This window comes from Microlunatus ginsengisoli (assembly GCF_039537205.1).
Taxonomy (GTDB): Bacteria; Actinomycetota; Actinomycetes; order Propionibacteriales; family Propionibacteriaceae; genus Microlunatus; species Microlunatus ginsengisoli.
This window is the reverse complement of record NZ_BAABAB010000050.1, coordinates 120,562-144,856: the sequence shown is the minus strand read 5'-3', so window position 1 is coordinate 144,856 and position 24,295 is coordinate 120,562. Positions and strand designations below refer to the sequence as shown.

The 24,295-nt window shown below is 70.1% G+C and carries 23 protein-coding genes; 10 read left to right on the top strand and 13 right to left on the bottom strand.

What is annotated here, in order from left to right; all coding sequences use genetic code 11:
- Positions 1-9: 9 nt before the first annotated feature.
- The 4 genes from ABD747_RS24005 to ABD747_RS23990 all read right to left on the bottom strand — a co-directional run bounded on the left by ABD747_RS24005 (position 10) and on the right by ABD747_RS23990 (position 3,783).
- Positions 10-1,569: an LLM class flavin-dependent oxidoreductase gene (locus tag ABD747_RS24005; protein ID WP_344809464.1), complete on the bottom strand. Its 1,560-nt coding sequence runs from the start codon at positions 1,567-1,569 to the stop codon at positions 10-12.
- 13 nt (positions 1,570-1,582) lie between these two features.
- Entirely contained in the window at positions 1,583-1,870 is a 288-nt protein-coding gene (locus tag ABD747_RS24000) for a GNAT family N-acetyltransferase (RefSeq protein WP_344809462.1), read from the bottom strand.
- Positions 1,871-2,065: 195 nt separating this feature from the next.
- Positions 2,066-2,674 carry an FMN reductase gene (locus tag ABD747_RS23995; protein ID WP_344809460.1) on the bottom strand — a complete coding sequence of 203 codons (609 nt, stop codon included), beginning with the start codon at positions 2,672-2,674 and terminating at the stop codon, positions 2,066-2,068.
- The gene (locus ABD747_RS23990) at positions 2,671-3,783 is read right to left on the bottom strand and encodes an LLM class flavin-dependent oxidoreductase (RefSeq protein WP_344809458.1); all 1,113 of its coding nucleotides are present in this window, start codon (positions 3,781-3,783) and stop codon (positions 2,671-2,673) included. Before ABD747_RS23990 ends, ABD747_RS23995 begins: the two co-directional genes overlap by 4 nt.
- A 165-nt stretch (positions 3,784-3,948) precedes the next feature.
- Here ABD747_RS23990 and ABD747_RS23985 point away from each other — a divergent pair, with 165 nt between their 5' ends.
- Both ABD747_RS23985 and ypfJ read left to right on the top strand, forming a co-directional pair.
- The gene (locus ABD747_RS23985) at positions 3,949-4,104 is read left to right on the top strand and encodes a hypothetical protein (protein WP_344809456.1); all 156 of its coding nucleotides are present in this window, start codon (positions 3,949-3,951) and stop codon (positions 4,102-4,104) included.
- 110 nt (positions 4,105-4,214) lie between these two features.
- A complete protein-coding gene (gene ypfJ / locus ABD747_RS23980; RefSeq protein ID WP_344809454.1) occupies positions 4,215-5,072 on the top strand; it encodes a KPN_02809 family neutral zinc metallopeptidase in 858 nt (285 codons plus the stop codon).
- Positions 5,073-5,085: 13 nt separating this feature from the next.
- Here the strand turns inward: ypfJ and ABD747_RS23975 are convergent, their stop codons facing one another.
- On the bottom strand, positions 5,086-6,312 hold the full coding sequence (locus tag ABD747_RS23975) for an MFS transporter (protein WP_344809452.1): 1,227 nt from the start codon (positions 6,310-6,312) through the stop codon (positions 5,086-5,088).
- Between the two features lie 191 nt (positions 6,313-6,503).
- Here ABD747_RS23975 and ABD747_RS23970 point away from each other — a divergent pair, with 191 nt between their 5' ends.
- Complete coding sequence (locus ABD747_RS23970; protein WP_344809450.1) at positions 6,504-6,890, top strand: DUF6394 family protein; 387 nt, start codon at positions 6,504-6,506, stop codon at positions 6,888-6,890.
- A 13-nt stretch (positions 6,891-6,903) separates the two neighbouring features.
- Positions 6,904-8,706, top strand: a complete 1,803-nt coding sequence (locus ABD747_RS23965; protein WP_344809448.1) for a potassium channel family protein — start codon at positions 6,904-6,906, stop codon at positions 8,704-8,706.
- A 77-nt stretch (positions 8,707-8,783) separates the two neighbouring features.
- On the opposite strand, the gene msrA is transcribed toward ABD747_RS23965, so the two are convergent.
- Positions 8,784-9,416: a peptide-methionine (S)-S-oxide reductase MsrA gene (gene msrA, locus ABD747_RS23960; RefSeq protein WP_344809446.1), complete on the bottom strand. Its 633-nt coding sequence runs from the start codon at positions 9,414-9,416 to the stop codon at positions 8,784-8,786.
- A 216-nt stretch (positions 9,417-9,632) separates the two neighbouring features.
- Between msrA and ABD747_RS23955 the strand changes: the two genes are divergently transcribed.
- Complete coding sequence (locus tag ABD747_RS23955; RefSeq protein ID WP_344809444.1) at positions 9,633-10,787, top strand: cystathionine gamma-synthase; 1,155 nt, start codon at positions 9,633-9,635, stop codon at positions 10,785-10,787.
- A gap of 403 nt (positions 10,788-11,190) precedes the next feature.
- The gene (locus ABD747_RS23950) at positions 11,191-12,495 is read left to right on the top strand and encodes a globin domain-containing protein (protein ID WP_344809442.1); all 1,305 of its coding nucleotides are present in this window, start codon (positions 11,191-11,193) and stop codon (positions 12,493-12,495) included.
- A 308-nt stretch (positions 12,496-12,803) separates the two neighbouring features.
- On the opposite strand, the gene ABD747_RS23945 is transcribed toward ABD747_RS23950, so the two are convergent.
- Together ABD747_RS23945 and ABD747_RS23940 are read right to left on the bottom strand one after the other, a co-directional pair.
- Entirely contained in the window at positions 12,804-13,481 is a 678-nt protein-coding gene (locus ABD747_RS23945) for a uracil-DNA glycosylase (RefSeq protein ID WP_344809440.1), read from the bottom strand.
- On the bottom strand, positions 13,459-14,730 hold the full coding sequence (locus ABD747_RS23940; protein ID WP_344809438.1) for an MFS transporter: 1,272 nt from the start codon (positions 14,728-14,730) through the stop codon (positions 13,459-13,461). The genes ABD747_RS23945 and ABD747_RS23940 overlap by 23 nt, the downstream gene beginning before the upstream one ends.
- Positions 14,731-14,812: 82 nt before the next feature.
- Here ABD747_RS23940 and ABD747_RS23935 point away from each other — a divergent pair, with 82 nt between their 5' ends.
- Complete coding sequence (locus tag ABD747_RS23935) at positions 14,813-16,258, top strand: AI-2E family transporter (RefSeq protein WP_344809436.1); 1,446 nt, start codon at positions 14,813-14,815, stop codon at positions 16,256-16,258.
- Between the two features lie 243 nt (positions 16,259-16,501).
- Here the strand turns inward: ABD747_RS23935 and ABD747_RS23930 are convergent, their stop codons facing one another.
- From ABD747_RS23930 to ABD747_RS23910, 5 genes are all read right to left on the bottom strand, one after another.
- The gene (locus tag ABD747_RS23930; protein WP_344809434.1) at positions 16,502-17,758 is read right to left on the bottom strand and encodes a L,D-transpeptidase; all 1,257 of its coding nucleotides are present in this window, start codon (positions 17,756-17,758) and stop codon (positions 16,502-16,504) included.
- Between the two features lie 411 nt (positions 17,759-18,169).
- Positions 18,170-19,837: an MDR family MFS transporter gene (locus ABD747_RS23925; RefSeq protein ID WP_344809432.1), complete on the bottom strand. Its 1,668-nt coding sequence runs from the start codon at positions 19,835-19,837 to the stop codon at positions 18,170-18,172.
- Positions 19,834-20,301, bottom strand: a complete 468-nt coding sequence (locus tag ABD747_RS23920) for a MarR family winged helix-turn-helix transcriptional regulator (protein WP_344809430.1) — start codon at positions 20,299-20,301, stop codon at positions 19,834-19,836. The genes ABD747_RS23925 and ABD747_RS23920 overlap by 4 nt, the downstream gene beginning before the upstream one ends.
- Positions 20,302-20,402: 101 nt before the next feature.
- Positions 20,403-20,585, bottom strand: a complete 183-nt coding sequence (locus ABD747_RS23915) for a hypothetical protein (RefSeq protein WP_344809428.1) — start codon at positions 20,583-20,585, stop codon at positions 20,403-20,405.
- Entirely contained in the window at positions 20,552-21,178 is a 627-nt protein-coding gene (locus ABD747_RS23910; protein ID WP_344809426.1) for a class I SAM-dependent methyltransferase, read from the bottom strand. Before ABD747_RS23910 ends, ABD747_RS23915 begins: the two co-directional genes overlap by 34 nt.
- 97 nt (positions 21,179-21,275) lie before the next feature.
- Between ABD747_RS23910 and ABD747_RS23905 the strand changes: the two genes are divergently transcribed.
- The 3 genes from ABD747_RS23905 (at position 21,276) to ABD747_RS23895 (ending at position 24,068) form a co-directional block, all read left to right on the top strand.
- Complete coding sequence (locus tag ABD747_RS23905) at positions 21,276-22,442, top strand: RtcB family protein (protein WP_344809425.1); 1,167 nt, start codon at positions 21,276-21,278, stop codon at positions 22,440-22,442.
- 187 nt (positions 22,443-22,629) lie between these two features.
- Positions 22,630-23,628, top strand: coding sequence for a hypothetical protein (locus tag ABD747_RS23900; RefSeq protein WP_344809424.1), 999 nt, complete (start codon positions 22,630-22,632; stop codon positions 23,626-23,628).
- Positions 23,628-24,068: a DUF2089 domain-containing protein gene (locus ABD747_RS23895; protein ID WP_344809422.1), complete on the top strand. Its 441-nt coding sequence runs from the start codon at positions 23,628-23,630 to the stop codon at positions 24,066-24,068. The genes ABD747_RS23900 and ABD747_RS23895 overlap by 1 nt, the downstream gene beginning before the upstream one ends.
- Positions 24,069-24,295: the final 227 nt, after the last annotated feature.

Sequence of the window (24,295 nt, the reverse complement as noted above, 5' to 3'; positions counted from 1 at the left end):
ACGGACCCGTCAGCCGAGGCCGAGCCGGGCGATGGGTTCGACCAGCTCGCGCTCCTCGTAGGCCAGGTGGGACAGCAGTGTGTCGGTGAGCACGTCCACCGCCTCGATCAACTCGGGTCCGTGCCCGCCCGCCTCGACGAATGCGACCAGGGCCCGGTCCACCCCCTCGAGGGTGCCGTGGATGACCTGGTGCTCCTGCTCGAGCCGGGCGATCAGATCGGCGAGCCGCGGATCTCCGGCCCGCAGTGCGGGGAACATCGAGCGATCCTCGATGGTGTGATGGGTGGTGACCAGCCTGCAGTACTGGGCGCAGTACGCCCCCACGGTCCAGTTGTTCTGGCGGATGGTCATCTCGTTGATCCGGTTCCGGACCAGCGCCGGGTCGGCCCCGCCGACCGCCACCTGGGCCACCAGCTCGCGGATCTGAGCCAGCTCGGCGCGGAGATGGTCGTGTACGTCGATCAGATGCTGGCCGGTCGCCAGCTCGTGCGGTGTGTAGCGACGGTCCGGATCCGGGGCCGGTCCGGCCGGCCGCGTCGACTCGTCCCACAGCCGGTGCGTAGTGAGCCTCTCCCCGTCGTCCGCCGTCGGGACCACGCCGAATGTGCCCTGAGCCTGTCGAAGGGCACCTTCCTCGTCCGCACGACCCGCTCGCAACTCGGCCACGGCCAGCCGCACGGCGGGCACCACCTCGCTCGCGAACGTACCGATCACCGCGGGGTCGTCCGAGCCGAGGATGAACGTGTCCATCCCGGCCTCGGTGACCAGTGCGGTGAGCTGGTCGACCCAGTGGTCCGGCGGCCCGTCGAGGAAGCCCGCGGCACGCGCGCCGAACCGCCCGTTGACGTTGTAGAGCCGCCGGATCGCCGACGGGTCGCGGCCGGCCTTGATCGCCGCGGCGTCGATGGCCGCCTGCGCCTCCGGCAGCTTGTCTGGCGGCAGGTAGCCCGCCGACGGGAGCCACCCGTCTGCCGTCCGTCCGGTGAGCCGCAGCATCCGTGGCCCGTACGCCCCGAGCCAGATCCCGATCGGGTGCGCCGGCGCCGGACCCCGCTTGGCGCCGGCCACCCGATAGTGCTGCCCGTCCAGCCGGACCCCGCCGCGGGTCGCCGGGTCCCAGATTGCCCGGATGACCTCGATCGCCTCGGCCAGCGCATCGACCGCCTCGCCCGGAGCCCGCCGCTGCTCGCCCATGGCCACGATCGCGTCCCAGAAGGCGCCGGCGCCGAGACCCAGCTCGAACCGGCCGCCGCTGAGCAGGTCGAGACTCGCCGCGGCCCGGGCCAGCACGGCCGGCGGCCGGAGCGGGAGGTTGGCCACGTTCGGGGCGATCCCGATCTGCACGGTCCGCGCGGCGACGTAGCTCATCAGCGTCCAGGTGTCGAGGAACGCCGGCTGATACGGATGATCCTGGAAGGTGACCAGGTCCAGCCCGAGCTCCTCGCTCAGCTGGGCCAGCTCGACCACCCGGCCGGGATCGGCGTTCGTCGGTGTGATGAAGGTGCCGAAGCTCGGTTCCCGGCCGTAGCGAGGGGATCGCTCGGCATCAGGTGCGTGTCCGGTGGGCACGGCGGAAACGCTCTCAGTCCACTCGGAACAGGAGGTCCTGATAGTCCGGGTGCCGCTCGATCCAGCGCCGGATGAAGGGGCAGCGAGGGATCACCCGGAGCCCCGCGTCGCGGACGTCGTCCAGGGCGTGCCGGGCCAGGCTGCCGCCCACACCCTTCCCCTCGAACGCGGGCTCGACCACGGTATGGGTGAAGGTGATCACGTCGCCCTTGATCTCGTACCACGCCGCGCCGGCGTAGGTTCCGTCGACGCTCGCCTCGAACCGGCCCTCGCTCGGCTGGTCGGTGACAACTACGGTCATGTGCTCGACCCTCTCATTGTGTTCGTTGCTTCGCTCGGCAAGCCTCGCTCCGCGCTCCGCTGCGCCGGTGGTCGCCTCGTTCGTCGCGCCCTGAACCAACTTCGCGCGGTTTCGACCTAGTTCGCGCGTCTAGCTCGACGCGCGGAGTGGGGGTAACCCGCGCGAAGATGCCGGGGGCAGGGCACCCGGCGTCGCTCAGGCGTTGCGGCCGCGCTGCAGCAGCCGCTCGAACGGTACGACCTCCGCCTCCGCGCCGCGAGCCGAGGACGGGCGGTTGGTAACCAGCCGGGCGAGCTCGTCGCCCGCCCGGGTGAGCCGGTCGGCCAGCACGTTCTCCGAGGCCCAATCCTCCGGGGCGGCGAAGATCGCGGTCGGTACGACGATCGCGTGCAGATAGCTGAACAGCGGGCGGAGGGCGTACTCCAACGCGAGCGAGTGCCGCGCCGTGCCGCCGGTGGCCCCGATCAGTACCGGCTTGCCGTTGAGCGCGTTGATCTCCAGTACGTCGAAGAACATCTTGAACAGCCCGGAGTACGACGCGCTGAAGATCGGTGAGACGGCAATCAGCGCGTCGGCTTCGGTCACCTGCCGCAGCACCGCGGCCAGCTTCGGTGCCGGGAAACCGGTGACGAAGTGGTTGGCCAGGTCTGTGGCGTGGTCACGGAGCTCCACCACCGTCACGTCGGCGTTCTCACCCAGCTCACCGAGCGCGTTGCCGGCCGCCTGGGCCAGCCGGTCGGCCAGCAACCGGCTCGACGACGGCTGGCTAAGCCCGGCCGTGATCACCACGATGGATGCGGTCACGAGTGGCTCGGTTCGAGAGCTGCCGGCTCGGCATCCTGCGCGACCTTCGCGGCCAGCAGGGACTGGTGGGTGGGCGCGTCCGGGACGCCGGCCGGACGCTTGGCGTCCAGCTCCGCCCGCAGCACCGGGACGATCTCGCCGAGCAGGTCCAGCTGCTCCAGCACCGTCTTCAGCGGCAGGCCCGCGTGGTCCATCAAGAACAGCTGACGCTGGTAGTCGCCGAAGTGCTCGCGGAAGGTGAGCGTCTTCTCGATCACCTCCTGCGGGCTGCCGACGGTGAGCGGCGTCTGCTCGGTGAAGTCCTCCAGCGACGGCCCGTGACCGTACACCGGAGCATTGTCGAAGTACGGCCGGAAGATCCGCTTGGCCTCTTGCGAGTCCTTGTGCATGAACACCTGGCCGCCGAGCCCGACGATCGCCTGGTCGGCCCGGCCGTGGCCGTAGTGCTCGAACCGCTGCCGGTAGAGGTCGATCAGCCGCTGGAAGTGGTACGTCGGCCAGAAGATGTGGTTGGCGAAGAAGCCGTCACCGTAGTACGCGGCCTGCTCGGCGATCTCCGGGCTGCGGATCGAGCCGTGCCAGACGAACGGCGGAACGCCGTCGAGCGGGCGCGGCGTCGAGGTGAACGACTGCAGTGGGGTGCGGAACTCGCCCTTCCAGTCGACCACGTCCTCACGCCACAGGCGGTGCAGCAGGTCGTAGTTCTCGATCGCCAGCGGGATGCCGTTGCGGATGTCCTGACCGAACCACGGATAGACCGGACCGGTGTTGCCGCGGCCCATCATCAGGTCGACCCGGCCGTCGGCCAGGTGCTGCAGCATGGCGTAGTCCTCGGCGATCTTCACCGGGTCGTTGGTGGTGATCAGCGTCGTCGCCGTGGACAGGATCAGCCGCTCGGTGCGGGCCGCGATCCAGCCGAGCATCGTGGTCGGCGAGGACGGCACGAACGGCGGGTTGTGGTGCTCGCCGGTGGCGAACACGTCCAGCCCGACCTCCTCGGCCTTGAGGGCGATCTGCATGATCGCCTTGATCCGCTCGCCCTCGGTCGGCGTCCGACCGGTCGTCGGATCCGTCGTCACGTCGCCGACGCTGAAGATTCCGAACTGCATCTCGATCCTCCTGGGACCCAAGTAATTGACGATTCAACTATCTGGTCCATGTAACCGCTCAGGGTTTCCCTCTATTCCACCCGATCGCCGTATCAGAACCGCGCCGGGTTCGTCTGTCTCTGCATCCGGGCTCGCGAAGCGGCAGCCCGGCAGAGAGGAACTCCGATGTCCGGCCTCACCCGATCCGCGCCGGTGCGCCAGATCGGCGCCGTGCTCGTCCGCATCCTGCTCTGGCTCGGCATGGCGATTGTCGGACTCGTCCTGGTCGAGGCCTGGCGACCCGACTGGGTGCTCTGGCTGCTCGGCCTCGCCGGCGCCTGAACCCGTCCCGCGCGAACTCCGTCCCAGCGCCTGAACTCCGTCCCAGCGCCTAGACTCCGTCCCACGGCAAGGGCGCTTCCGCCTAGCCAGGCGACTGGGCGGAGGCCAGGGTGAAGTACAACGAGGGCGCCAATCTCGACGCGTCGCAGATGGGCGGCGGCGGCCGGGGAGGTGGCGGCAAGATCGCCATCGGTGGCGGCGCGGGGCTCGTGGTGGTCATCATCGCGCTGTTGTTCGGGCTCAATCCCGGCGACCTGCTCGGCACGTCGGCCGACCCGGGCACCGATCCGAGCGCCGGCTCCAGCCGGTTCGAGCAGTGCAAGACCGGATCAGACATCCAGAACAACCGGGACTGCCGGTTCGTCGCGTACACGAACTCGATCCAGTCGTACTGGAAGTCCGCGCTGCAGGGCTACCGGACGATCCAGGTGCACACCTTCTCCAACTCGGTGGCGACCGGGTGCGGCAACGCGACGTCCGCGGTAGGTCCCTTCTACTGCGGGGCCGATCAGACCGTCTATCTCGACACCGATTTCTTCGACGAACTGACCGGCACACTCGGTGCGCAGGGCGGCGACGCCGCCGAGGCGTACGTCCTCGCGCACGAGTTCGGCCACCACATCCAGCAGCAGACCGGGACCATGCGCGAGGTGCAGAGCCAGGGCAACAAGACCGGCCCGAAGTCGCCGGGGGTGCGGCTGGAGCTGCAGGCCGACTGCTACGCCGGAGTCTGGTTCGCCCATGCCACCCAGGACCCGAACTCGCCGATCGCCGAGGTCACCTCCGACGACCTGAAGCGGGCGCTGGACGCTGCCTCCGCGGTCGGCGACGACCGGATCCAGCAGAAGATGCAGGGCCAGGTGCGCCCGGAGACCTGGACCCACGGCTCCGCCGCCGAGCGCCAGCGCTGGCTGCAGCAGGGCTTCAAGACCGGCGACCCGAACAAGTGCGACACGTTCGCGGGCTAATAGCGTTCGCTGGTTACGCGCCCTGAGCCTGTCGAAGGGCGGAACGGCGCTCCACCCAGCGGCTGAGAGCCAGGATCGCGAGGCCGAGCAGGGGCAGCACGACCGCGACCCGGCTCGGCCAGGCGTACGAATAGCCCATCGCCAGCACGAGGCCGCCGAGCCACGCGCCGAGAGCGTTGCCGATGTTCAGCACCGAGTGGTTCAAGGCGGCCGCCAGCGACTGCCCGTCGTGGGCGACGTCCATCAGGCGGGTCTGCAGGGCCGGCATCATCACGGTCGCCACCGCGCCGAAGACGAACACGGCGACGAACGCCCCGACCGGGCTGGCGACGAGAAGACCGAACACGGCCAACATGATCGCGAGCCCGACCAGGCCGAGATAGAGAGTCGGCAGCAGCGCCCGATCGGCGAGCCGGCCGCCGACCACCATGCCGAGCGTCATTCCCACGCCGTACGTCGCCAGCACCCAGACCACCCCGCCGGCGGGCAGGCCGCCGAGGGTGGTCACCGTCGGCGCGATGTAGGAGTAGGTGGCGAACATGCCGCCGAAGCCGACCATGCCGACCACCAGGGTGAACCACACCTGCGGCCGGGCGAGCGCGCTGAGCTCGCTGCGCACGCTCGCCGGTCCGCCACCGATCCGCACCGCAGGCACGGCGACGAAGGTGGCCAGCAGGCAGAGCAGGGCGATCGCGGTCACGGCGACGTACGACGACTGCCAGCCGAGCGTCTGGCCGAGCCAGGTCGCCGCCGGCACACCGACGATGTTCGACACGGTCAGCCCGACCATGACCAGCGACACGGCCTGCGCGCGACGGTTCGGCGCGACCAGGGCGGCGGCGACCACCGCGGCGACCCCGAAGTAGGCACCGTGCGGAAGCCCGGCCACGAAGCGGGCCAGCAGCAGGCTCGGATAGCCGCCGGCCAGCGCCGAGGCGAGGTTGCCGGCCGCGAACACCGCCATCAGCACGATCAGCAGGTGCTTGCGGGGCATCCGGGCGGCCAGGGCGGCGATCAGCGGGGCGCCGACGACGACGCCGAGGGCGTACGCGGAGATCAGGTGACCGGCGGTCGGGATGTCGACTGCGACCCCCGCGGCGATCTGCGGCAGCAGGCCCATGGTGGCGAACTCGGTCGTGCCGATCGCGAACGCGCCGACGGCGAGGGCAAACAGCGCGCGGCCGGCGCGGATGCCGGGGGCGGGGTCGGAGCGGGTCTGGTCGAGGACCGTGGCGGACATGTGGAGCCCTTCGGCGGAGGTGGGGCGATCAGGCGCGTCCGCGTTGACGACGGCGACAACCTGTCGAGTGGTCCCGCTCTTCCCGGTGGGACGCAACTCACACCGACAGCGCCCAGATGCGTGACAGCGCGCCGACGGTAGGGGATTCTCGATCATGTACGCGGGTGATCGGATGAGCACAACGGAGGGCCATGAATCTCGAGAAGGTGATCTTCGGCTTCTTCGTGCTGCTCGCGGCGACGCTGAACTTCGGATTCTTCATCGGCGACATCGGTGACCCGGCGGTGCACAACATCTACGAGCTGTTCGCCGCGATCACGGTCAGCCTGATCGCGACCGTGCTGAAGTTCGGAGACCGGACCCAGATCGGCGCCGTCCACCTGGCCACCAGCCTGGTGGCCGATCTCCAGCTGGCCGCGGCCATCGTGGTCTGGGTCTGGGCCGATCAGGTGATGCACGAGGGAATGACGGTGGCAGCCACCGCGAGCGTGGTGTCGCTGTCCGGCGGCGCGCTGCTGGCCAACCTGGTCTCGGTCGTCCTGCTGGTGACCGAGACGGTCACCTTCCACCGCGGCTGAGAGCCACGATCCGATGTCCAGCCCACTGCTGATCTTCTGGGAGCAGATCTTCGGCCGGCGACCGGCGATCGACCCCGCGCTGTCCAAGGCCCAGCAGGAGTTCTCCCACCAGGCCTCGGCCACCATCTTCTTGATCATGCGCCGGATGCGGGTGCCGCTGATCACGCTGATCGTGATCTTCTCGATCAGCGTGATCGGCCTGTCGCTGATCCCGGGGGTCGACGCCGAGGGCCGGCCGGCCCGGATGACCCTGTTCGACGCCTTCTACTTCATGAGCTACACCGCGACCACGATCGGTTTCGGCGAGCTGCCGTGGCCGTTCACCACCGCCCAGCGGCTGTGGGTGACGTTCTCGATCTATCTGTCGGTGATCGGCTGGGCGTACGCGATCGGCTCGCTGCTCACGCTGCTGCAGGACCGCTCGTTCCGGCAGGCGCTCGCGCTGCAGCAGTTCACCCGCAAGGTCGCCCGGCTGCGCGAGCCGTTCCTGCTGCTGGCCGGCTACGGCCGCGCCGGCGAGCTGTTGGTGAAGGCGTTCGACGCGCTCGGGCAGCGGGTGGTGGTGATCGACGAGTCGGGCGACCGGATCGACGCGCTGGAGCTGGCCGCGTACCACGCCGACGTCCCCGGTCTCGCGGCCAACGCGGGCAACCCGCACTACCTGAGCATCGCCGGTCTCGGGCACCCGAACTGTGCCGGCGTGCTGGCGCTGACCAACGACGACGAGACCAACCTCGCCGTCACGATGGCCGCGGCCCTGCTGCGTCCGGAGCTGCCGATCGTCGCCCGGACCATCTCGCCGACCATCGCCGATCGGATGCACGCCTTCGGCACACCGTCGGTGGTGAACCCGTTCGACCGGTTCGGCGACCATCTCCGGCTGGCCCTGAACGCCCCGGCGAGCTACCAGCTGCTGAGCTGGCTGGAGGCGGGCCCCGGGGCTGCCCTCCCGGCGAAGTCGGCGCCGCCGCCGGAGGGCCGCTGGGTGATGTGCGGCTACGGGCGCTTCGGCCGCGAGCTGACCGCGGACCTGCGGGCTCAGGGGTTCGAGGTGACGATCATCGAGCCGAAGGAGGCGCGCGACCATCCCGCCGGCGTGATCATCGGCGACGCCTGTGAACCGAGCGTGCTGGAGGCGGCCGAGCTGGCGAGCGCGATCGGGCTGGTGGCCGGCACCGACAACGACACCACCAACCTGTCGATGCTGGCGAACGCGCGGCGGATGAACCCGAACCTGTTCCTCGCGGCCCGGCAGAACAAGCCCACCAGCGCAGCGCTGTTCGAGTCGATGGACCTGGATGCTCTGCTGGTGCCGACCGAGGTGGTCGCGCACGAGGTGTACGCCCAGATCAGCACGCCGCTGCTGTGGCGCTTCATCCAGGGCGTGCCGGAGCAGGGCGACGACTGGGCCGCCGACCTGGTCGGACGGCTGGTGGACAACTGCGGCCAGGCGCTGCCGGCGCTGTGGAAGGTGAAGCTCGACCGGGAGCAGGCGCCGGCCCTGCACAGCGCGCTGGCGCAGGACCGCGTCCTGCTCGGTCAGCTGCTACGCAGCCCGGAGGAGCGGGACCGCCGGCTGGAGATCGTGCCGTTGCTGCTGCTCCGCGGTGACCAGGCCACGCTCGCCCCGGACGACGACACGCTGCTCGCCGCGGACGACGAGCTGCTCTTCGCCGGTCAGGGGTTCGACCGGCGGGAGCTGGAGGGGACGATGGTGATCGACGCCACCGCCGCGTACGTCCTCACCGGCGACCGGATCCCCTCCGGCTGGGTCTGGGCCAAGCTCTCCGGGAAGTCGCCGGCGCGGTCCCGCTGAGCGCCCGCGTGTCGGGAGACGGCTCGGGCCGGGCAGAATCCGCCCGGCCCGAGATCTCTGCTGGTGCAGCGCACCGCTCAGTTGCAGGTGACTCCGGTCGCGTGCACCGGGCAGTATCCGAACGGGTTCTTGTCCAGGTACTGCTGGTGGTAGTCCTCGGCGTAGAAGAAGTTCTCGTACGGCTTCAGCTCGGTGGTGATCCGGCCGTAGCCCGCGCGGTCGAACTCGACCTGGAACTCGTCGCGGACCCGCGCCGCGGTCTCGGCCTGCTCCGGCGTGGTGGTGTAGATCGCCGAGCGGTACTGCGTGCCGACGTCGTTGCCCTGCCGCATTCCCTGGGTCGGGTCGTGATTCTCGAAGAAGATCTTGAGTAGCTGGGCGTAGCTCACCTTGTTCGGGTCGTAGCTGACCTTGACGATCTCGGTGTGCCCGGTCCGCGCGCTGCAGACCTCCTCATACGTCGGGTTCTCGGTGAACCCGCCCGCGTAGCCGACCGCGGTATTCGTCACGCCCGGCGTCTTCCAGAACAGCTTCTCCGCGCCCCAGAAGCAGCCCAGGGCGAAGTACGCGACCTCGGAGCCGGCCGGGACCGACTGCACCGGGATCCCGTAGATCTCGTGGAACGTGGGATTGGCCAGCACCTCGCGATCGCGACCGCGCAGGGCCTTCTCCGGGGCAACCATCGTGGTCTTCATCGTGGAGAACAGCATGATGTCAGTGTGCCTCTCTGCGGGCGGAGTCTGAACCGCCCTGCAATTACCGAACACTGACGTGCCACAGCCTGTTCCGGCGGCGCCATCCCTGATTTCCTCCCCCCAGCGGGCGGCCGAGACTGCGAAAGCGCCGGTCCGGCCGAACTGGAGGGACCGAATCAGTGGTTCGCCCCTGACACATCGGGATTGAGCCCAGCACCTAGGCTCGCAGTCATGCCCGAACAGCCCGGATTCTCCACCCGCGCCATCCACGCCGGCCAGGAGCCGGATCCGGCCACCGGGTCGGTGATCACGCCGATCTATGCGACCTCGACGTACATCCAGGACGGGGTCGGCGGCACCCGCACCGGCGGCTACGAGTACTCCCGGTCCGCCAACCCGACCAGGACCGCTCTGGAGGAGTGCATGGCGGCGCTGGAGGGCGGCTCGCGCGGCTTCGCGTTCGCCAGCGGGCTGGCGGCCGAGGACACCCTGCTGCGCTCGATCTGCGAACCGGGCAGCCATGTGGTGCTGCCGCACGACGCATACGGAGGCACGTTCCGGCTGCTGGACAAGGTGCACAGGCGGTGGGGGATCGTCGCCGACCCGGCACCGATCAGTGACCTCGCCGCGGTCGAGCGGGCGATCCGCCCCGGCGAGACGACGGCGGTCTGGATCGAGACGCCGACCAACCCGCTGCTCGCGATCGCGGACATCGCCGCTATCGCCGACCTGGCGCACGCGGCCGGCGCGCTGGTGGTGGTGGACAACACCTTCGCCACCCCGTATCTGCAGCAGCCGCTCGCGCTGGGGGCCGACGTGGTGCTGCACTCCACCACCAAGTACTGCGGTGGCCACTCCGACGTGGTGGGCGGCGCCCTGGTGGTCGACGACGAGGAGATCGCGGAGAAGCTGAAGTTCCACCAGAACGCGATCGGCGCGGTGGCCGGCCCGTTCGACGCCTGGCTGGTGCTCCGCGGCCTGAAGACGCTGGCCGTCCGGATGGAGCGGCACAGCGACAACGCCGAGCAGGTCGCGGCCTTCCTGGCCGGGCACAGCGCGGTGCGGGAGGTCTTCTTCCCGGGTCTGGACTCCCATCCCGGGCACGATCTGGCCAAGCGGCAGATGCGCCGCTACGGCGGCATGGTCAGCTTCCGGGTCACCGGCGGGGAGCAGCACGCGTTGGACGTCTGCGCCGCGACGAAGGTGATCACCCTCGGCGAGTCGCTCGGCGGCGTCGAGTCGCTGATCGAGCACCCGGGCAAGATGACCCACGCCTCGGTAGTCGGCACCGCGCTCGAGGTGCCCGGCGACCTGATCCGGCTCAGCGTCGGGATCGAGGACGCCGACGATCTGCTCGCGGACCTGGACCAGGCCCTGGCCGGCTGACCCATAATCGCTCTCCCCCCGGAGCCTCTGCCCGTCCCGGCCTTCCTGCCCGGAAACTGTGCGTGTCATGCAGCGACACGCCGTACGGCGGTGCAACAGCTGCACAGTTTCCGTCGGGAGAGAGGGGCCGGCGGGCTTCGGTCCCGTCGACGGTGGGGTTCGGGTGGCGGTGGGGGTCCGTCGGCGGTGGGGGCCCGTCGGGAGTCGGGGTCTGGTGAAAGTCGGGTCCGGTGGGACTCGGGTCCGGTAGGAGTCGAGGTCCGGTGGGAGTCGGGACGCAGTGGAAGACCTCACATCGAACTCGGGACCTTGGTCCCGATCGGTGAGGTCCGGAGGCCGTGCCCCCGGACCGGTGCGCTCGCGCAGGATGAAGCAGTTCCGACGTCCCCCGAGAGGTACACCCGTGTCCACCGCAGCCCCCACCATGAGCTCGACCACCACGAGCCCCGCCGACGTACGCCCGTCCGGTCCGGCGCCGACCAGCGGCAGCACCGCGCCGACCCGGCTGCTCTCGGCCGCGTCGCGCGAGATCGTCGCCGCCACCGCCTCCGTCGTCGCCGAGCACGCCGAGGCGATTACCGCGGTCTTCTATCCCAAGATGTTCGCCGAGAACCCCGACCTGCTCCGGGTGTTCAACCAGGGCAACCAGGCCACCGGTGAGCAGAGCCGGGCGCTTGCCGCCTCCGTGGTGGCGTACGCGGTCCACCTGCTCGATCCGCAGGCGCCGAGCTTCGACCACGTGATGCGACGGATCGCCTACAAGCACTGCTCACTCGGTATTCGCCCCGAGCAGTACACGATCGTCGGACGCAACCTGCTGGCGGCCGTCGCCGAGGTGCTCGGCGACGCGGTGACGCCCGCCGTCGCGGCCGCCTGGGAGGAGGTCTACTGGCTGTTCGGCGCCCAGCTGATCGCCGAGGAGGCCCGGATCTATGCCGAGGCCGGGGTCGATCCGGCGACGCCGCTGCGGCCGTACCGGCTGGTGCGCCGGATCGAGGAGACCGCCGACGTGGTCTCCCTGGTGCTCGAGCCGGCCGACGGCGAGCCCGTGCCGGCGACGGTCCCCGGTCAATACGTCTCGGTGTTCGTCGATCTGGCCGGCGGCCGGCGGCAGGCCCGCCAGTACACCGTGTCCTCGACAGCGCTCGGCACCCGGCTGCAGATCACCGTACGTCGGGTCCGCGGCGTGAACGGTGCTCCCGACGGCGAGGTGTCGAGCTTCCTGCACGACGGGCTCGCGGTCGACGACCTGGTCGAGGTCAGCGCGCCGGCCGGCGACTTCGTCGTCCAGCCGTCGGACACCCCGCTGCTGCTGGCCAGCGCGGGCGCCGGCATCACCACCGTGCTGCCGATCGTGGAGAACATCGCCCGCACCCAGCCGGAGCGGACCGTGATCGTCGCCCACGCGGATCGGACCGCGCAGGACCACGCGCTGCGGGAGACCGTGCAACACGTCGGCCGCCAGCTGGACGACTTCACCAGCTACACCTGGTACGAGACCGTCGCCCCCGACGACCGCCGGTCCCGTCCGGGTTACATGGACCTGTCCGAGATCGCGCTGCCCGATGACGTCCAGGTCTTCACCTGCGGGCCGCTGCCGTTCATGCGGCACGTCCGGACCTCTTTGGTGGCGCGCGGCGTCCCGGCCGACCGGATCCGCTACGAGGTCTTCGGGCCCGACCTCTGGGCGGCGCAGATTCCGTCCTGACCGACCCGGCACCCGCGATTTCCTGATCGACCTGCGGCCGGCGACGGACGCCCCCGTTCCCACTTCCCGCTTCCCCTTCCCCCTTCCCCTTCCCCTTCCCTAGAAACTGTGCGGCTCTTGCAGCCTGAAGCGATTCAGGTTTGCGGGATCTGCACAGTTTCCGGTGGGGTGGCGGGGCGTCGGGACGGCGAGGCGTCGGCGCGGCCGGGGTTGGCGGGGCGTCGGGACGGCGAGGCGTCGGCGCGGCCGGGGGTAGCGGGGGCGGCCGGGGGTGGCGGCGCGCACCGGCGAGACCGGCGGGGCCGCGGCTAGTCCAGGCGCCAGTCGATCGGGGTGCCGCCGGCCTCGACCAGGAGCGCGTTGGCGCGGCTGAACGGTCGGGAGCCGAAGAAGCCGGCCCGCGCCGACAAGGGCGACGGATGCGCGCTGGCGACGTACGGCACCGCGCCCAGCATCGGCACCAGCGACTGGGCGTCGCGGCCCCAGAGGATCGCCACCAGCGGTCCGCCGCGCTCGACCAGCGCCTCGATCGCACGCTGGGTCACCTGCTCCCAGCCCTTGCCGCGGTGCGACGCCGACTTCCCGGGCTGCACGGTGAGCACCCGGTTGAGCAGCAGCACGCCCTGCTCGAACCAGGGGGTCAGATCACCGGATCGGGCGGGCGGCAGCCCCAAGTCGGCGTTCAGCTCGGCGTAGATGTTCTCCAGGCTGCGCGGCAGGGGACGTACGTCCGGGGCGACCGAGAACGACAGCCCGACCGGATGCCCCGGCGTGGGGTAGGGGTCCTGACCGACGATCAGCACGCGTACGTCCGCCAGCGGCCGGCTGAATGCGCGCAGCACGTGGGGCCCGGCCGGCAGATAGCTCCGACCGGCCGACAGCTCGGCGCGGAGGAAGTCGCCCATCGCCGCGATGCCGCCCGCCACCGGTGCGAGCGCATCGGCCCAGTCGGGCGCGACCAGCTCAGACAGAGGCTTCGGGCTCACCGATCGTCTCCTTCCGTACGTCCTGCCCGACCGTGGCGTCCGCGCTCGATCCCGGCGGCACCCGCGGCATCCGGAACGCGTTGAGCGCCGCCAGCAGGCTGAGCGCCGCCCCGAGCCCGAACGCGGCGGGGTAGCCCTCCTGATCGGCCAGTGCACCGGCGACCAGCGGTCCCACGATGGCGCCGACGTCGGACGTCATCGAGAACACCGCAACCGCCGTCCCACCGCGCGCGCCGGCCGCGTCGCCGACGGCTGCGGCAGGTGCCGTGCCGAGGAAGGCCGCGGAGACGCCGTAGGCCGACAGCGCAGCGATCAGCCACCCGATGCTCGGCGCGAACGGGACCGCCATGATCGACAGCCCGGCCAGGAAGCCGCCGACGATCATCGCGGGTCGCCGTCCGACGGTGTCGACGAACTTGCCGGCCGGACCGACGGCGATGGTCTGGCAGACCGCCGCGGCCGCGAACGCGGCTCCGGTCCACGTGGTTGGCCGGTGCAGGACCTCGACCACGAGCACGGGTACGAGCGCGGACCGCACCCCGAACGACGTCCAGCCCTGGGAGAAGTTGGTCGCCAGGGCGGCCTGGTATCGGGTGTCGCGCAGGACGTCTCGGAACGGCCGGGCGACCGCATCGTGTCGAGGGTCCTCGGTCACGCCGCGCGGCCGCAGCAGTGCCAGCCCGACGGCGCCTGCCACCGCCAGTGTCGCGGCGTAGAAGAAGAAGGGCGCGGCGAGCGAGATCGCCGACAGCAGACCGCCGACCGCCGGCCCGGTCATGCCGCCGATCAGGAAGCCACCCTGGAAGAATCCGGCGGCGCGGCCGCGCAGCTCGGGTCCGACCGAGCGCAGCAACAGCGTCATCGCCGACACGGTGAACATCGCCGAGCCGATCCCGCCGACGCCACGCAGCGCGAGCAGTTGCGGATAGTTCTGCGCGATCCCGGCGAGCCCGCTCGACACCGCGACGATGAAGATGCCGGTGCTGAGCACGGTCCGCTCGCCGAACCGGGCGATCATCCGGCCGCAGAACGGGCTCGACGCCAGCCGCATCAGCGCGAATGCGGAGATGACCGCACCGACGGCGAGATTGCCGACCCCGAACGTACGCGCGAACACGGGCAGCACCGGCACCAGCACGCCGAAGCCGACAGCGACGCAGAAGGCGATCAGCCCGAGCACGACCACATCGCGCGGCAGCCGGACGAATCGTCGGCGACGCGCGCCGAGGTCACCCGGTCTAGTCCCCACCGGCACAGTCTGCCTGGTGACAGCGGGTTACCGTTGATCCGGCCGGTACGCGACCAGGACCGGACCGATCAGAGGAGTGTTCGTGGCAGAGCGCAGGACCTTCAGGGAGCGGATCGCGCGCTGGCGCGCCGACGGGTTGCCGATCCCGGCCGCAGAGCAGGCCGGCGACGGCCGCTCGGCGGCGATCGCGACGAGCGACCCGGACCGGCCGGACGAGCCGGTGGAGGTGCCCGCGGACGATTCCATCGACCTGGGCGAGGACGCTCCACCCCAGCCCCGACCGGACGCGCCCGTCGGCACTGCCGCCGATCCGCGTCCTGCTGGCACGGCCGCCGATCCGACCACCGGCGTGGCGGTCCCCGTGCCGCCCGAGACGATCGTGGCGGTCCAGACCGGTGACGCCTCCTCCGGGGTCGCACCGATCGTCGCAACGGACACCTCCGAGTTCGACCGGGCCGTGCCGCGCGGGTTACAGATCGCCGCCGCCTGGGCCTGGCGGGTGATCATCATCGCGATCATGCTGTACGGGTTCGGGCTCGCCCTGCGCTACGTGTCCGAGGTGGCGATCCCGGTCGCGGTGGCGATCCTGCTCGCCGCGATGATCGGGCCGCTCACCAACCGGCTCAACCGGTGGGGGCTGCCGCGCGGGGCCGCAGCCGGCATCTCCGTCCTCGGCGGCCTGCTGCTGATCATCGGCGTGCTCACCTTGATCGGGACCCTGGTCGCCGGCCAGGCCTCGACCCTCGGCCAGAACGTGGTCTCCGGCTTCAACACCCTCGTCGAGTGGCTGCAGAACGGGCCGCTGCACATCAGCGCGGACTGGTTCAACATCGACGAGTGGGGCAAGCGGATCCAGAACTTCCTGGTCGACAGCCAGGGCACGATCACGACGTACGCCTCCGAGTTCGGTGCGCAGGTCGGCCACTTCCTCGCCGGCATCGCGATCGTCCTGTTCTCGCTGTTCTATTTCCTCTACCAGGGCCGGACGATCTTCTCGTTCCTGCTGAAGTTCGTGCCCCGCGCCGCTCGCCACCGCGTCGACCACGCTGCCCGGGAGGGCTGGACGTCGCTGTCGCACTACGTCCGGGCGGTCATCCTGGTCGCGCTGGTGGACGCCATCGGCGTGCTGATCGGGGCGTTGATCCTGGGCGTCCCGCTGGCTCCGGCGCTGGCCGCGCTGGTCTTCATCGGCGCCTTCGTGCCGATCGTCGGCGCGTTCGTCTCCGGCTTCGTCGCGGTGCTGGTGGCGCTGGTCGCGCTCGGCTGGGTGAAGGCGCTGATCATGCTCGCCATCATCATCGGCGTGATGCAGTTGGAGGGCCACGTGCTGCAGCCGTTCCTGCTCGGCCGTGCCGTCAAGCTGCACCCGCTGGCGGTCATCCTGGCCATCGCGATCGGCGTCATCATGGCCGGCATCGTCGGCGCCTTGATGGCTGTCCCGCTGCTGGCCTACATCAAGACCTTCGTCCAGGACCTGAACGAGTCCGCCACCACCGGCCTGACCCCCACGGCCCGCGAGTTCCACTAGGCGCGTGGTGCTCAGCGCGCGAAGGAACTAGACATCCGCGCCAACGTCAATCGACCTAGTGCGCAAGGGAGCGCCGAGCGAGGCTTGCCGGTGGAGCAGTCGGCAGTCACTCAGCCTGCCCCGACGCTGCGCGTCGGCGAGTGCAGGAGCGATCGGTGAACACGCTTTTCCGTTCACCGATCGCGACGAACGAGTCGACCTCCAGCGCAGCGGAGCGCGGGAGCGAGCTTGCGAGCTCCGCAATCAGCCCAGCGCGGAGCCCGTCTTGTACTTGCTGAAGGACTCGTTCCAGTCGCCCCAGCCGTTGTCGATCGACATGTAGCGATCGCTGCCGGTGAACACGACCGGATCACCGATCAGCGTGTTGTTCATCAGCCAGGCCGCGTTGGCCGTGCTCATGCCCGTGCAGCCGTGGCTGGCATTGGTCCGGCCGAAGTAGCCGGCGTTCCACGGGGCGGAGTGCAGGAACTCACCGGAGTTGGTGATCCGCATGGCGTACGCGACGTTGAGCGAGTAGTCCTCGGCGGCGCCGATCATCTCGTTCGTCATCTTCTTGTTGTACTCGTGCGACATGATCAGCTTCGTGCCGCTGCGCGTCCGCCAGCCCGCCTTGCCGCCGCTGACGTAGATCGTGCGGACCTTCTTGCCGTTCTTGTACACGTGCGCGACGTCGGTAGCCAGGTTGACCTTGATGACCATCGAGCGGCCGACGGTGAAGTTGGTGCTGGTCGAGTTCTGGCCATAGATCCCGTTGCCGGCGCTGACCCCGTTGACGTCGGCCTTGACCGACACCTTGGTGCCGGGCTTCCAGTACTTGGCCGGCCGGTAGCGCACCTCGGTGGAGGAGATCCAGTGCCAGCTGCCGGTCTGCTTCGGGACCGTGGTGACGTGCAGGTTCTTCTCGATCGATGCCTTGTTCTTGATCGGCACGTCGAAGGTCAGTACGACCGGCATGCCGACGCCGACCTTGCTGTTCTTCAGCGGGTACAGGGTCGGGAAGGTCTGCTGCTGCAGGCTCAGGTTCGCGGTCTTGAACTTGGACTTCGTGGTGGTCGCGGTGCCGTCGCTGGCGGCGGTGCCGACCGAGGTGATGGTGTACGTCGCATTCGGCTCGAGCCGCTCGGTCGCGGTCCAGGAGGCCTTGTCGGCGCTCAAGCCGCCGTCGACCGAACCGGACGTCTTCTGGCCCTTGCCGTCGGTGCCCTTGTAGGTCACCTTGACCGACTTCAGGGTGCCGTCGCTGGCCTTGACGCTGACCAGGGTGTCGACCTTCACCTTGCTGGCGCCGTCCGCGATGCTCGGCGTCATCACGACCGGCTGCGCCTCAGGGGTCGGCGAGCTGCTCGGCCCGGAGGTGGTGCTGTCACCGGAGGAGCCGGCGGACTGGTTGGTGCCGGGGGTGGTGGCGGCTGGTGCCGTGCCACACGCGGCGGTGAGCGCGAGCAGCGCCACGGTGGCCAGTGCTCCCGCCATCGTCAGCGGCGACTTCTTGACCGACATGTACCGTTCACTCCTGGTGTTTGCTCTCGGGTGCCGCCGCGGCTTGCCGACGGCGACGACCGGGCTCGACGGGGGTCGAGTGGTCTGCGTTGCGGTGACTCTGCTATAGGTGCGCACAAGTCCCCTGGAAATAATGTGCCATCTCGGGGCGAGGTTTTCCTAATGCAGCGCCGTCCGTGTGATCGAACTGGCATGAACGGCGCTTTGTTCCCCGACGCGGGTCAGGAGGCCACAGACGTCGCTTTCGTACGTCCACCCCAGCCTCTTCACCGCGAACCGCTCGCCCTTCGCTGCGAAACTGTGCAGTTCTTGCCGCGACACGCCGGTCGCCGGTGCCAGAACCGCACAGTTTCGCCTCGTTCGGTCCGCTCCGCCTCGTCCGACGACGCTTCCCAGCGCGGACCGAGCGGGTCAGTGGGCCGCCGCCGCCAGCGCCGCGCCCTCTTCGCTCGGCGTGTCGCCGGCAGGGGCGGCGCGACCCTTTAGTTCCTTCTCCTTCATGGTGAGTGCGATCACCACCGCGACCGCCATGAAAGGCACCGCGATCAGGAACACGTCGTCCATCGAGCGAGTGAACGCCTCCAGCACCCAGCCCTTGACCGGCTCGGGCAGGGCCCGGATCGCGGTCACGTCGTTCACGGCGTGGGATGCGCCCGCCAGCTGCGCCTGAGCGGCGGCCGGCACGACCTCGGTCAGATGGTGGGTCAGCCGCGTGTTCAGGATGGCCCCGAACAGCGCGGTACCGATCGCGCCGCCCATCGACCGGAAGAACGCCACCGACGCGGTCGCCACGCCCATGTGCTTGCGCTCGACGCTGTTCTGGACCGCGGTGACCACGACCTGCATGGTCAGGCCGAGGCCGAGGCCGAAGGCGAACATGTTCAGCGCGATGTGCCAGTACGGCGTATCGACGTGCAGGTGGGAGAACGCGTACAGCGCACCGCCGACGACCGCGGCACCGGTGATCGGCATCCACTTGTAGCGACCGGTGCGGGACATGATCTGGCCGCCGCTGATCGAGGTGGCGAACATCCCGACCACCATCGGCAGCATGGCCAGGCCTGACTCGGTGGCCGAGTAGCCCTTGACCGCCTGCAGATAGATCGGCAGATAGATCAGGCCGCCGAACATGCCGACGCCCATGATCATGGCGAACAGGATGTTGGAGTCGAAGGTCCAGTGCTTGAACAGCTCCAGCGGCAGGATCGGCTCCTTGGCCCGGCTCTCGACCAGCACGAACAGGCCGGCCAGGACGACCATCAGGACCAGCAGGGCGATGCCGGTGGCCGACGTCCAGCCCTTGTCCGGGCCCGCCCAGGACAGGTAGAGGATCAGGCTGGTCACCGAGCCGACGATCGTCGCGGCACCGAGGTAGTCGACCGAGGCGTTCCGCGGCACGTGGTGCAGCTTCAGCGCGAACGAGGTGATGACCAGGGCGGCGATACCGATCGGGAGGTTGATGAAGAAGATCCACTGCCAACCCAGGTGGTCGACGAACAGGCCGCCGAGCAGCGGGCCGGCGACCGAGCTGACCCCGAAGACGGCGGCGAACATGCCCTGGTAGCGGCCGCGCTCACGCGGCGGGATGACGTCGCCGATGACGGCCAGGGCCAGGGACATCAGGCCGCCACCGCCGAGGCCCTGGATGGCCCGGCCGACGATCATCACGTCGATGCCCTCGACGCCCAGCGAGGTGGCGATCGGGGACGCGAAGCCACAGATCAGCGAACCGACCAGGAAGACCACAATCGCGGCCTGGAAGACTGGGCGCCGGCCGCGCAGGTCGGAGATCTTGCCCCACAGCGGCGTGGCGGCGGTGGACGTCAGCAGGTACGCGGTGACCACCCAGGACAGCTTGCTCAAGCCGCCCAGTTCCGAGGTGATCTTGGGCAGGGCCACGCCGACGATGCTCTGGTCGAGGGCGGCCAGGAACATGCCGGCCATCAGGCCGCCCATGATGACGAGGATCTGCCGGTGGCTCATGTAGTCGCCGGTCGGCGTCCGCTCCAACGCCGCCTCGGCGGTCGTGCGCGGTTCGTCGGCCAGCGCGCGCCGCGGCGCTGGGTCGTGCTTGCTCATTCGTTCTCTCCCGAGGTGGTCTTGTCGATGTCGCTCACGAACCGGTCGAGGAGCCGAGCGAACTCGGTGACCTCCTCGGCCGGCCAGTCCCGGAGGCCGGCGGTGAGCAGGGCGCGGCGCTGCGCCATGGCGGAGTGAAGCCGATCCCGGCCGCCGTCACTCAGCTCGACGAGCTGGGCTCTGCGGTCGTCGGGATCGGGCGTACGTCCAACGAAGCCGGCACGCTCCAGCTGGGTGACGTGCCGGGAGACGGTGGAGGTGTCGAGGTTGGCGTGCCCGGCCAGCTCGGTGACCCGCAGCGGACCCTGCTTGGCCAGCGTCTTCAGCATCCAGAAGCTGCCGGGGTCGAGGTCGCTGCCGGTGACTCCCTGCCGGATCAACCGGCCGATGCTGTGGATGGCCCCGATGACCGCGTCGACCGCCGGGTCGGCAGCGTCCTCGCGCAGAGTGTCCATTCGTTGCATGCCGCAAGCATATATCTACTTGTATGCTGCAAGCAAATGTGATTCGGCGCGCCCGACGTCCAACGGTCGTCGACGCGGCGCACGACCGCCGGGGGAGGACCTCAGACGGCGGTGGCGCGGATCAGGAACCGGTGGGTGACCGCGCTGATCGGACGAGTGCGGGACTGGTCGTGCAGCTGTCTCAGCCGCGGGAGCGCGGCTGTCAGGTCCAGGTCCGCGTACGCCCACGGCGTGCTGCGGACGTACCCGATCAGGGCTGCGATGTCGGTGAACTGGCTGAGCACGCGCTCCTCGCGTACGTCGTCGACGCGCCAGCCGGCGGCAGCCAGCTGCGCGGTGGCCACATCGGCGTCCCAGGCGGCTGATCGAGCGGCAGATCGAACAACGCGCGAACCGATGCCGCCTCGTCGCTGCCGACCTGCTGGGTCACGAACGTGCCTCCGCTCCGGGTGATCCGTCCGACCTCGGCCGGGTCGAAGGCCTCGTGCCGATCGATCACCAGATCGAACGCTCCGTCGGCGAAGGGCAGCCCGCGGCGGCTCGGAGCGGGGTTCGCGCTTACGTTGTCGACGCTGCCCAGTGCCCGGACGAGGTGCACGCCAATTGGGCGCAGCGTCCGGACCGCGGCGGGGATCGTCGGCGCCCATTCCTCGCAGGCCACCGCCACCGGTGGCAGCGGCGCCAGGGAGGCCAGCACACCGCCCTCACCGGTGCCCATGTCCAGCATCCGGTCGGCGGTCCCGAGCAGCGGACGCAGCTCGGCGCCCCAGTCCCACGAGACCCCACCCGGGCGATAACGGTCGGCCAGGAACCCGGCGCCCCAGAACGCCTCGACGTCCAGACTCGTCCCCTTGCGCAGGAGGGCCTCGAAGTCCATCCCGGCACGCTAAACCAGGTGCGGCCGCGCGCCGAGTGGGGCACCCTGGTCCGCGGTTCCCAACGCGCGAGCCCGGCCATTGAATACGAGGTGGGCCATGGAAAAGATCACCGACAAGCTGCTCAACTGGGCATCGGTGCTGGACGAGCGCACCCGGGAGCAGGCCGTGCTCACCTCGTCCATGCCCTTCGTCTATCCGCACCTCGCGCTGATGCCGGACGCCCACCTGGGCAAGGGCGCGACCGTCGGTTCGGTGATCCCGACCCTGCGCGCGGTGATGCCGGCGGCGGTCGGGGTGGACATCGGTTGCGGCATGATCGCGGTCAGGACCCAGTTCTCGGTGGACGACGTGACCGGCGCGGCCAAGCCACTGTCGGCGCTGCGGGAGGCGATCGAGAAGGCGGTCCCGCTGTCGGCCGGCGGTCGGAACCAGAAGATCGCCGACACCGCCGCCGCCCGGATCGCAAAGCTCGAGGCCGCTCCGGGCGTCGAGCCGGAGCGGTACCTGCCGCACTGGCGCGAGCAGTTGGGCAGCCTCGGCTCGGGCAACCACTTCATCGAGGTGACCCGGGACGAGGCGAACCGGGTCTGGCTGTTCCTGCACTCGGGCTCGCGCGGTGTCGGGAACCGGATCGCCCAGCACCACATCGAGGTTGCGCAGCGGCTGATGGAGCGCTACTGGATCTCGCTGCCGGACCCGGACCTTGCCTACCTGGTCGAGGGCACCGACGAGTTCGACGCGTACGTCCGAGACCTGCGCTGGGCGCAGACGTACGCCCTGCTGAACCGCGAGGAGATGATGGACCGGGCGGTGGCCTGCCTGAAGGGCTTCCTCGGAGTCGAGGTGATCGAGCACGAGCGGATCAACTGCCACCACAACTTCACCCAGCTGGAGAAGCACTTCGGCCGGGAGGTCTGGGTGTCCCGCAAGGGGGCGATCGAGGCGCGCGCCGGGCAGCCGGGCCTGATCCCGGGCTCGATGGGAACCGCGTCGTACGTCGTCAGCGGCCTCGGCTACCCGCCCGCGCTGCACTCGGCGCCGCACGGCGCGGGCCGGGCGTACTCCCGGGCGGCGGCTCGCCGGACGTTCACCCACGCACAGCTGCGGGAGGCGATGGCCGGGATCGAGTTCCGCGACACGGAGGCGTTCCTGGACGAGATCCCGGCGGCCTACAAGGACATCGACCAGGTGATGACCGACGCCGCCCGGCTGGTCGAGATCCGGCACACCCTGCGCCAGCTGGTGAACGTCAAGGGCACCTGACCCCACCCCGGCGGGCGCACCCCGCCACGCCACCCCTCCCCGGAAACTGTGCAGCTGTTGCACCGACACGCCGGCGCGATCTGCAGCCGCACAGTTTCCGCCGCGGCGGACGGCTGCTGGTCAGGGTTGTCCCTGAAAATGGAAAGCGGACCTTCCGTTCTGGAAAGACTGGCTTTACATTCTAGATATGACTCCTACGCCTGACATGTCCGTGATCCTGCAGGACCTTGCCGCCGGTCGGATCGATGCCGCCGAGGCGGCACGCCGGATCGACGCGCTGAGCGTGAACAACGCCGAGCCGCAGCCGGAGCCGCACAGCGACACACAGCCCGCCACCGAACCGACCAACGAGGAGCTGGCGGCCGCTGCCGCGCAGGCCCCGGCAGCCGATGCCTGGGCGACCCAGACGGACCGGCCGCAGTCGACCTCGTTCGGCCGCGATCCGTTCCCCGGCTCGGGACGCGACATGCCGTCCGACCCGATCCGCGAGGAACCGACCACGACCGTTCCTCCGCGCAAGCCGGGCAGTGGAGGAGTCACCAAGATCAGTGTCCGCGCCGTCGGCCGACGGGTGCGGATCATCGGCGAGACGACCGTCGCCACCATCTCCGCCGACGGCCCGCACGTGCTGCGGCGCAACGGTTCGGTGCTGGAGGTGTCCAGCGACGGCGAGATGGGGTCCTCGCTGGACGGGTTCTCGATCCTGCGCGCGCCGCGCAACCTGGACGAGTTCCGCGCGCTCGGTCTCGGCAAGGAGCTGCTGATCAAGGTCAACCCCAACATCCTGGTGGATGTCGAGGTGACCGCGGGCAGCTTGAACACCGAGCGGGTGCCCCATCTCGGCAAGGTCCGGGTCACCGCGGGCGGCGCGAAGCTGCTGGACGTCCGTGAGATCAACGACGCGCTGATCCAGGCCGGTTCGGCCACCATCAAGGGCGCGATCAGCACCGGCCGGTCCCGGGTCCGGGCCGAGTCCGGCTCGCTGTCGCTGCACCTCGCCGACGACTCCAACGTCACGATCACCGGGGACGCGCAGCTGGGCAAGGTGAGCTGGACCGGCGGCCACCAGGGCAATGTCGATGAGGTCGTGATGGGCAACGGCAGCGCCCGGCTCGAGATCGAGGTCGTGATGGGTCACGCCCAGGTCCGGCTCGGCTCCGCGCAGCCGTCGGAGGCCGGCGTCTGATGTCGCAGCGCACGCTGGGCCCGAACTCGTACGAGGGCCAGCACGAGCACCGCGCACCCAGCGACTGCCCGGTGTGCGGCGAGCACCTGTCCGTCACGCGGCTGGGCTGCACGTCCTGCGGGACCGAGCTGGCCGGGATGTTCGCGGCCTGCCCGTTCTGCTCACTGGGGAGTGCGGAGCTCGACCTGCTCCGGGTATTCCTCACCTCGCGCGGGAACCTGCGCGAGGTGGAGAAGCACCTCGGGGTGTCCTACCCGACCGCCCGCCAGCGGTTCGGTGAGGTGCTGGTCAGGCTGGGACTGGCCGAGGAGCCGGGGCCATCGGCACCGGCCGCCGCGCCACCTGCGTCGGCGCCGAAGACCCGGGACCAGATCCTGGCCGAGGTAGCCGCCGGCAGACTGTCCCCGGCGGAGGCGCAACGGCTGCTTTCCGCCGGCTGAATCGCGGCGGTTCGCCCGCCCGTCCCGCGACTTCGCCCGCCCGTCCCGCGACACAACGTCCCCTGCCCGTCCCGGCGGCGGTTCGCCCGCCCGTCCCGGCGGCGGTTCGCCTGCCCGTCCCCGCGGCGGTTCGCCTGCCCGTCCCCGCGGCGGTTCGCCTGCCCGTCCCCGCGGCGGTTCGCCTGCCCGTCCCGCGACTTCGCTCATCCGGACGCGACTTCGCGCAC

Coding starts and splice junctions, on each gene's coding strand:
- ABD747_RS24000 (WP_344809462.1), bottom strand. CDS start 1,870: ATGACCGTAGTTGTCACCGACCAGCCGAGCGAGGGCCGGTTCGAGGCG.
- ABD747_RS23990 (WP_344809458.1), bottom strand. CDS start 3,783: ATGCAGTTCGGAATCTTCAGCGTCGGCGACGTGACGACGGATCCGACG.
- ABD747_RS23985 (WP_344809456.1), top strand. CDS start 3,949: ATGTCCGGCCTCACCCGATCCGCGCCGGTGCGCCAGATCGGCGCCGTG.
- ABD747_RS23975 (WP_344809452.1), bottom strand. CDS start 6,312: ATGTCCGCCACGGTCCTCGACCAGACCCGCTCCGACCCCGCCCCCGGC.
- ABD747_RS23970 (WP_344809450.1), top strand. CDS start 6,504: ATGAATCTCGAGAAGGTGATCTTCGGCTTCTTCGTGCTGCTCGCGGCG.
- ABD747_RS23965 (WP_344809448.1), top strand. CDS start 6,904: ATGTCCAGCCCACTGCTGATCTTCTGGGAGCAGATCTTCGGCCGGCGA.
- msrA (WP_344809446.1), bottom strand. CDS start 9,416: ATGCTGTTCTCCACGATGAAGACCACGATGGTTGCCCCGGAGAAGGCC.
- ABD747_RS23955 (WP_344809444.1), top strand. CDS start 9,633: ATGCCCGAACAGCCCGGATTCTCCACCCGCGCCATCCACGCCGGCCAG.
- ABD747_RS23930 (WP_344809434.1), bottom strand. CDS start 17,758: ATGTCGGTCAAGAAGTCGCCGCTGACGATGGCGGGAGCACTGGCCACC.
- ABD747_RS23925 (WP_344809432.1), bottom strand. CDS start 19,837: ATGAGCAAGCACGACCCAGCGCCGCGGCGCGCGCTGGCCGACGAACCG.
- ABD747_RS23920 (WP_344809430.1), bottom strand. CDS start 20,301: ATGCAACGAATGGACACTCTGCGCGAGGACGCTGCCGACCCGGCGGTC.
- ABD747_RS23910 (WP_344809426.1), bottom strand. CDS start 21,178: ATGGACTTCGAGGCCCTCCTGCGCAAGGGGACGAGTCTGGACGTCGAG.
- ABD747_RS23905 (WP_344809425.1), top strand. CDS start 21,276: ATGGAAAAGATCACCGACAAGCTGCTCAACTGGGCATCGGTGCTGGAC.
- ABD747_RS23900 (WP_344809424.1), top strand. CDS start 22,630: ATGACTCCTACGCCTGACATGTCCGTGATCCTGCAGGACCTTGCCGCC.
- ABD747_RS23895 (WP_344809422.1), top strand. CDS start 23,628: ATGTCGCAGCGCACGCTGGGCCCGAACTCGTACGAGGGCCAGCACGAG.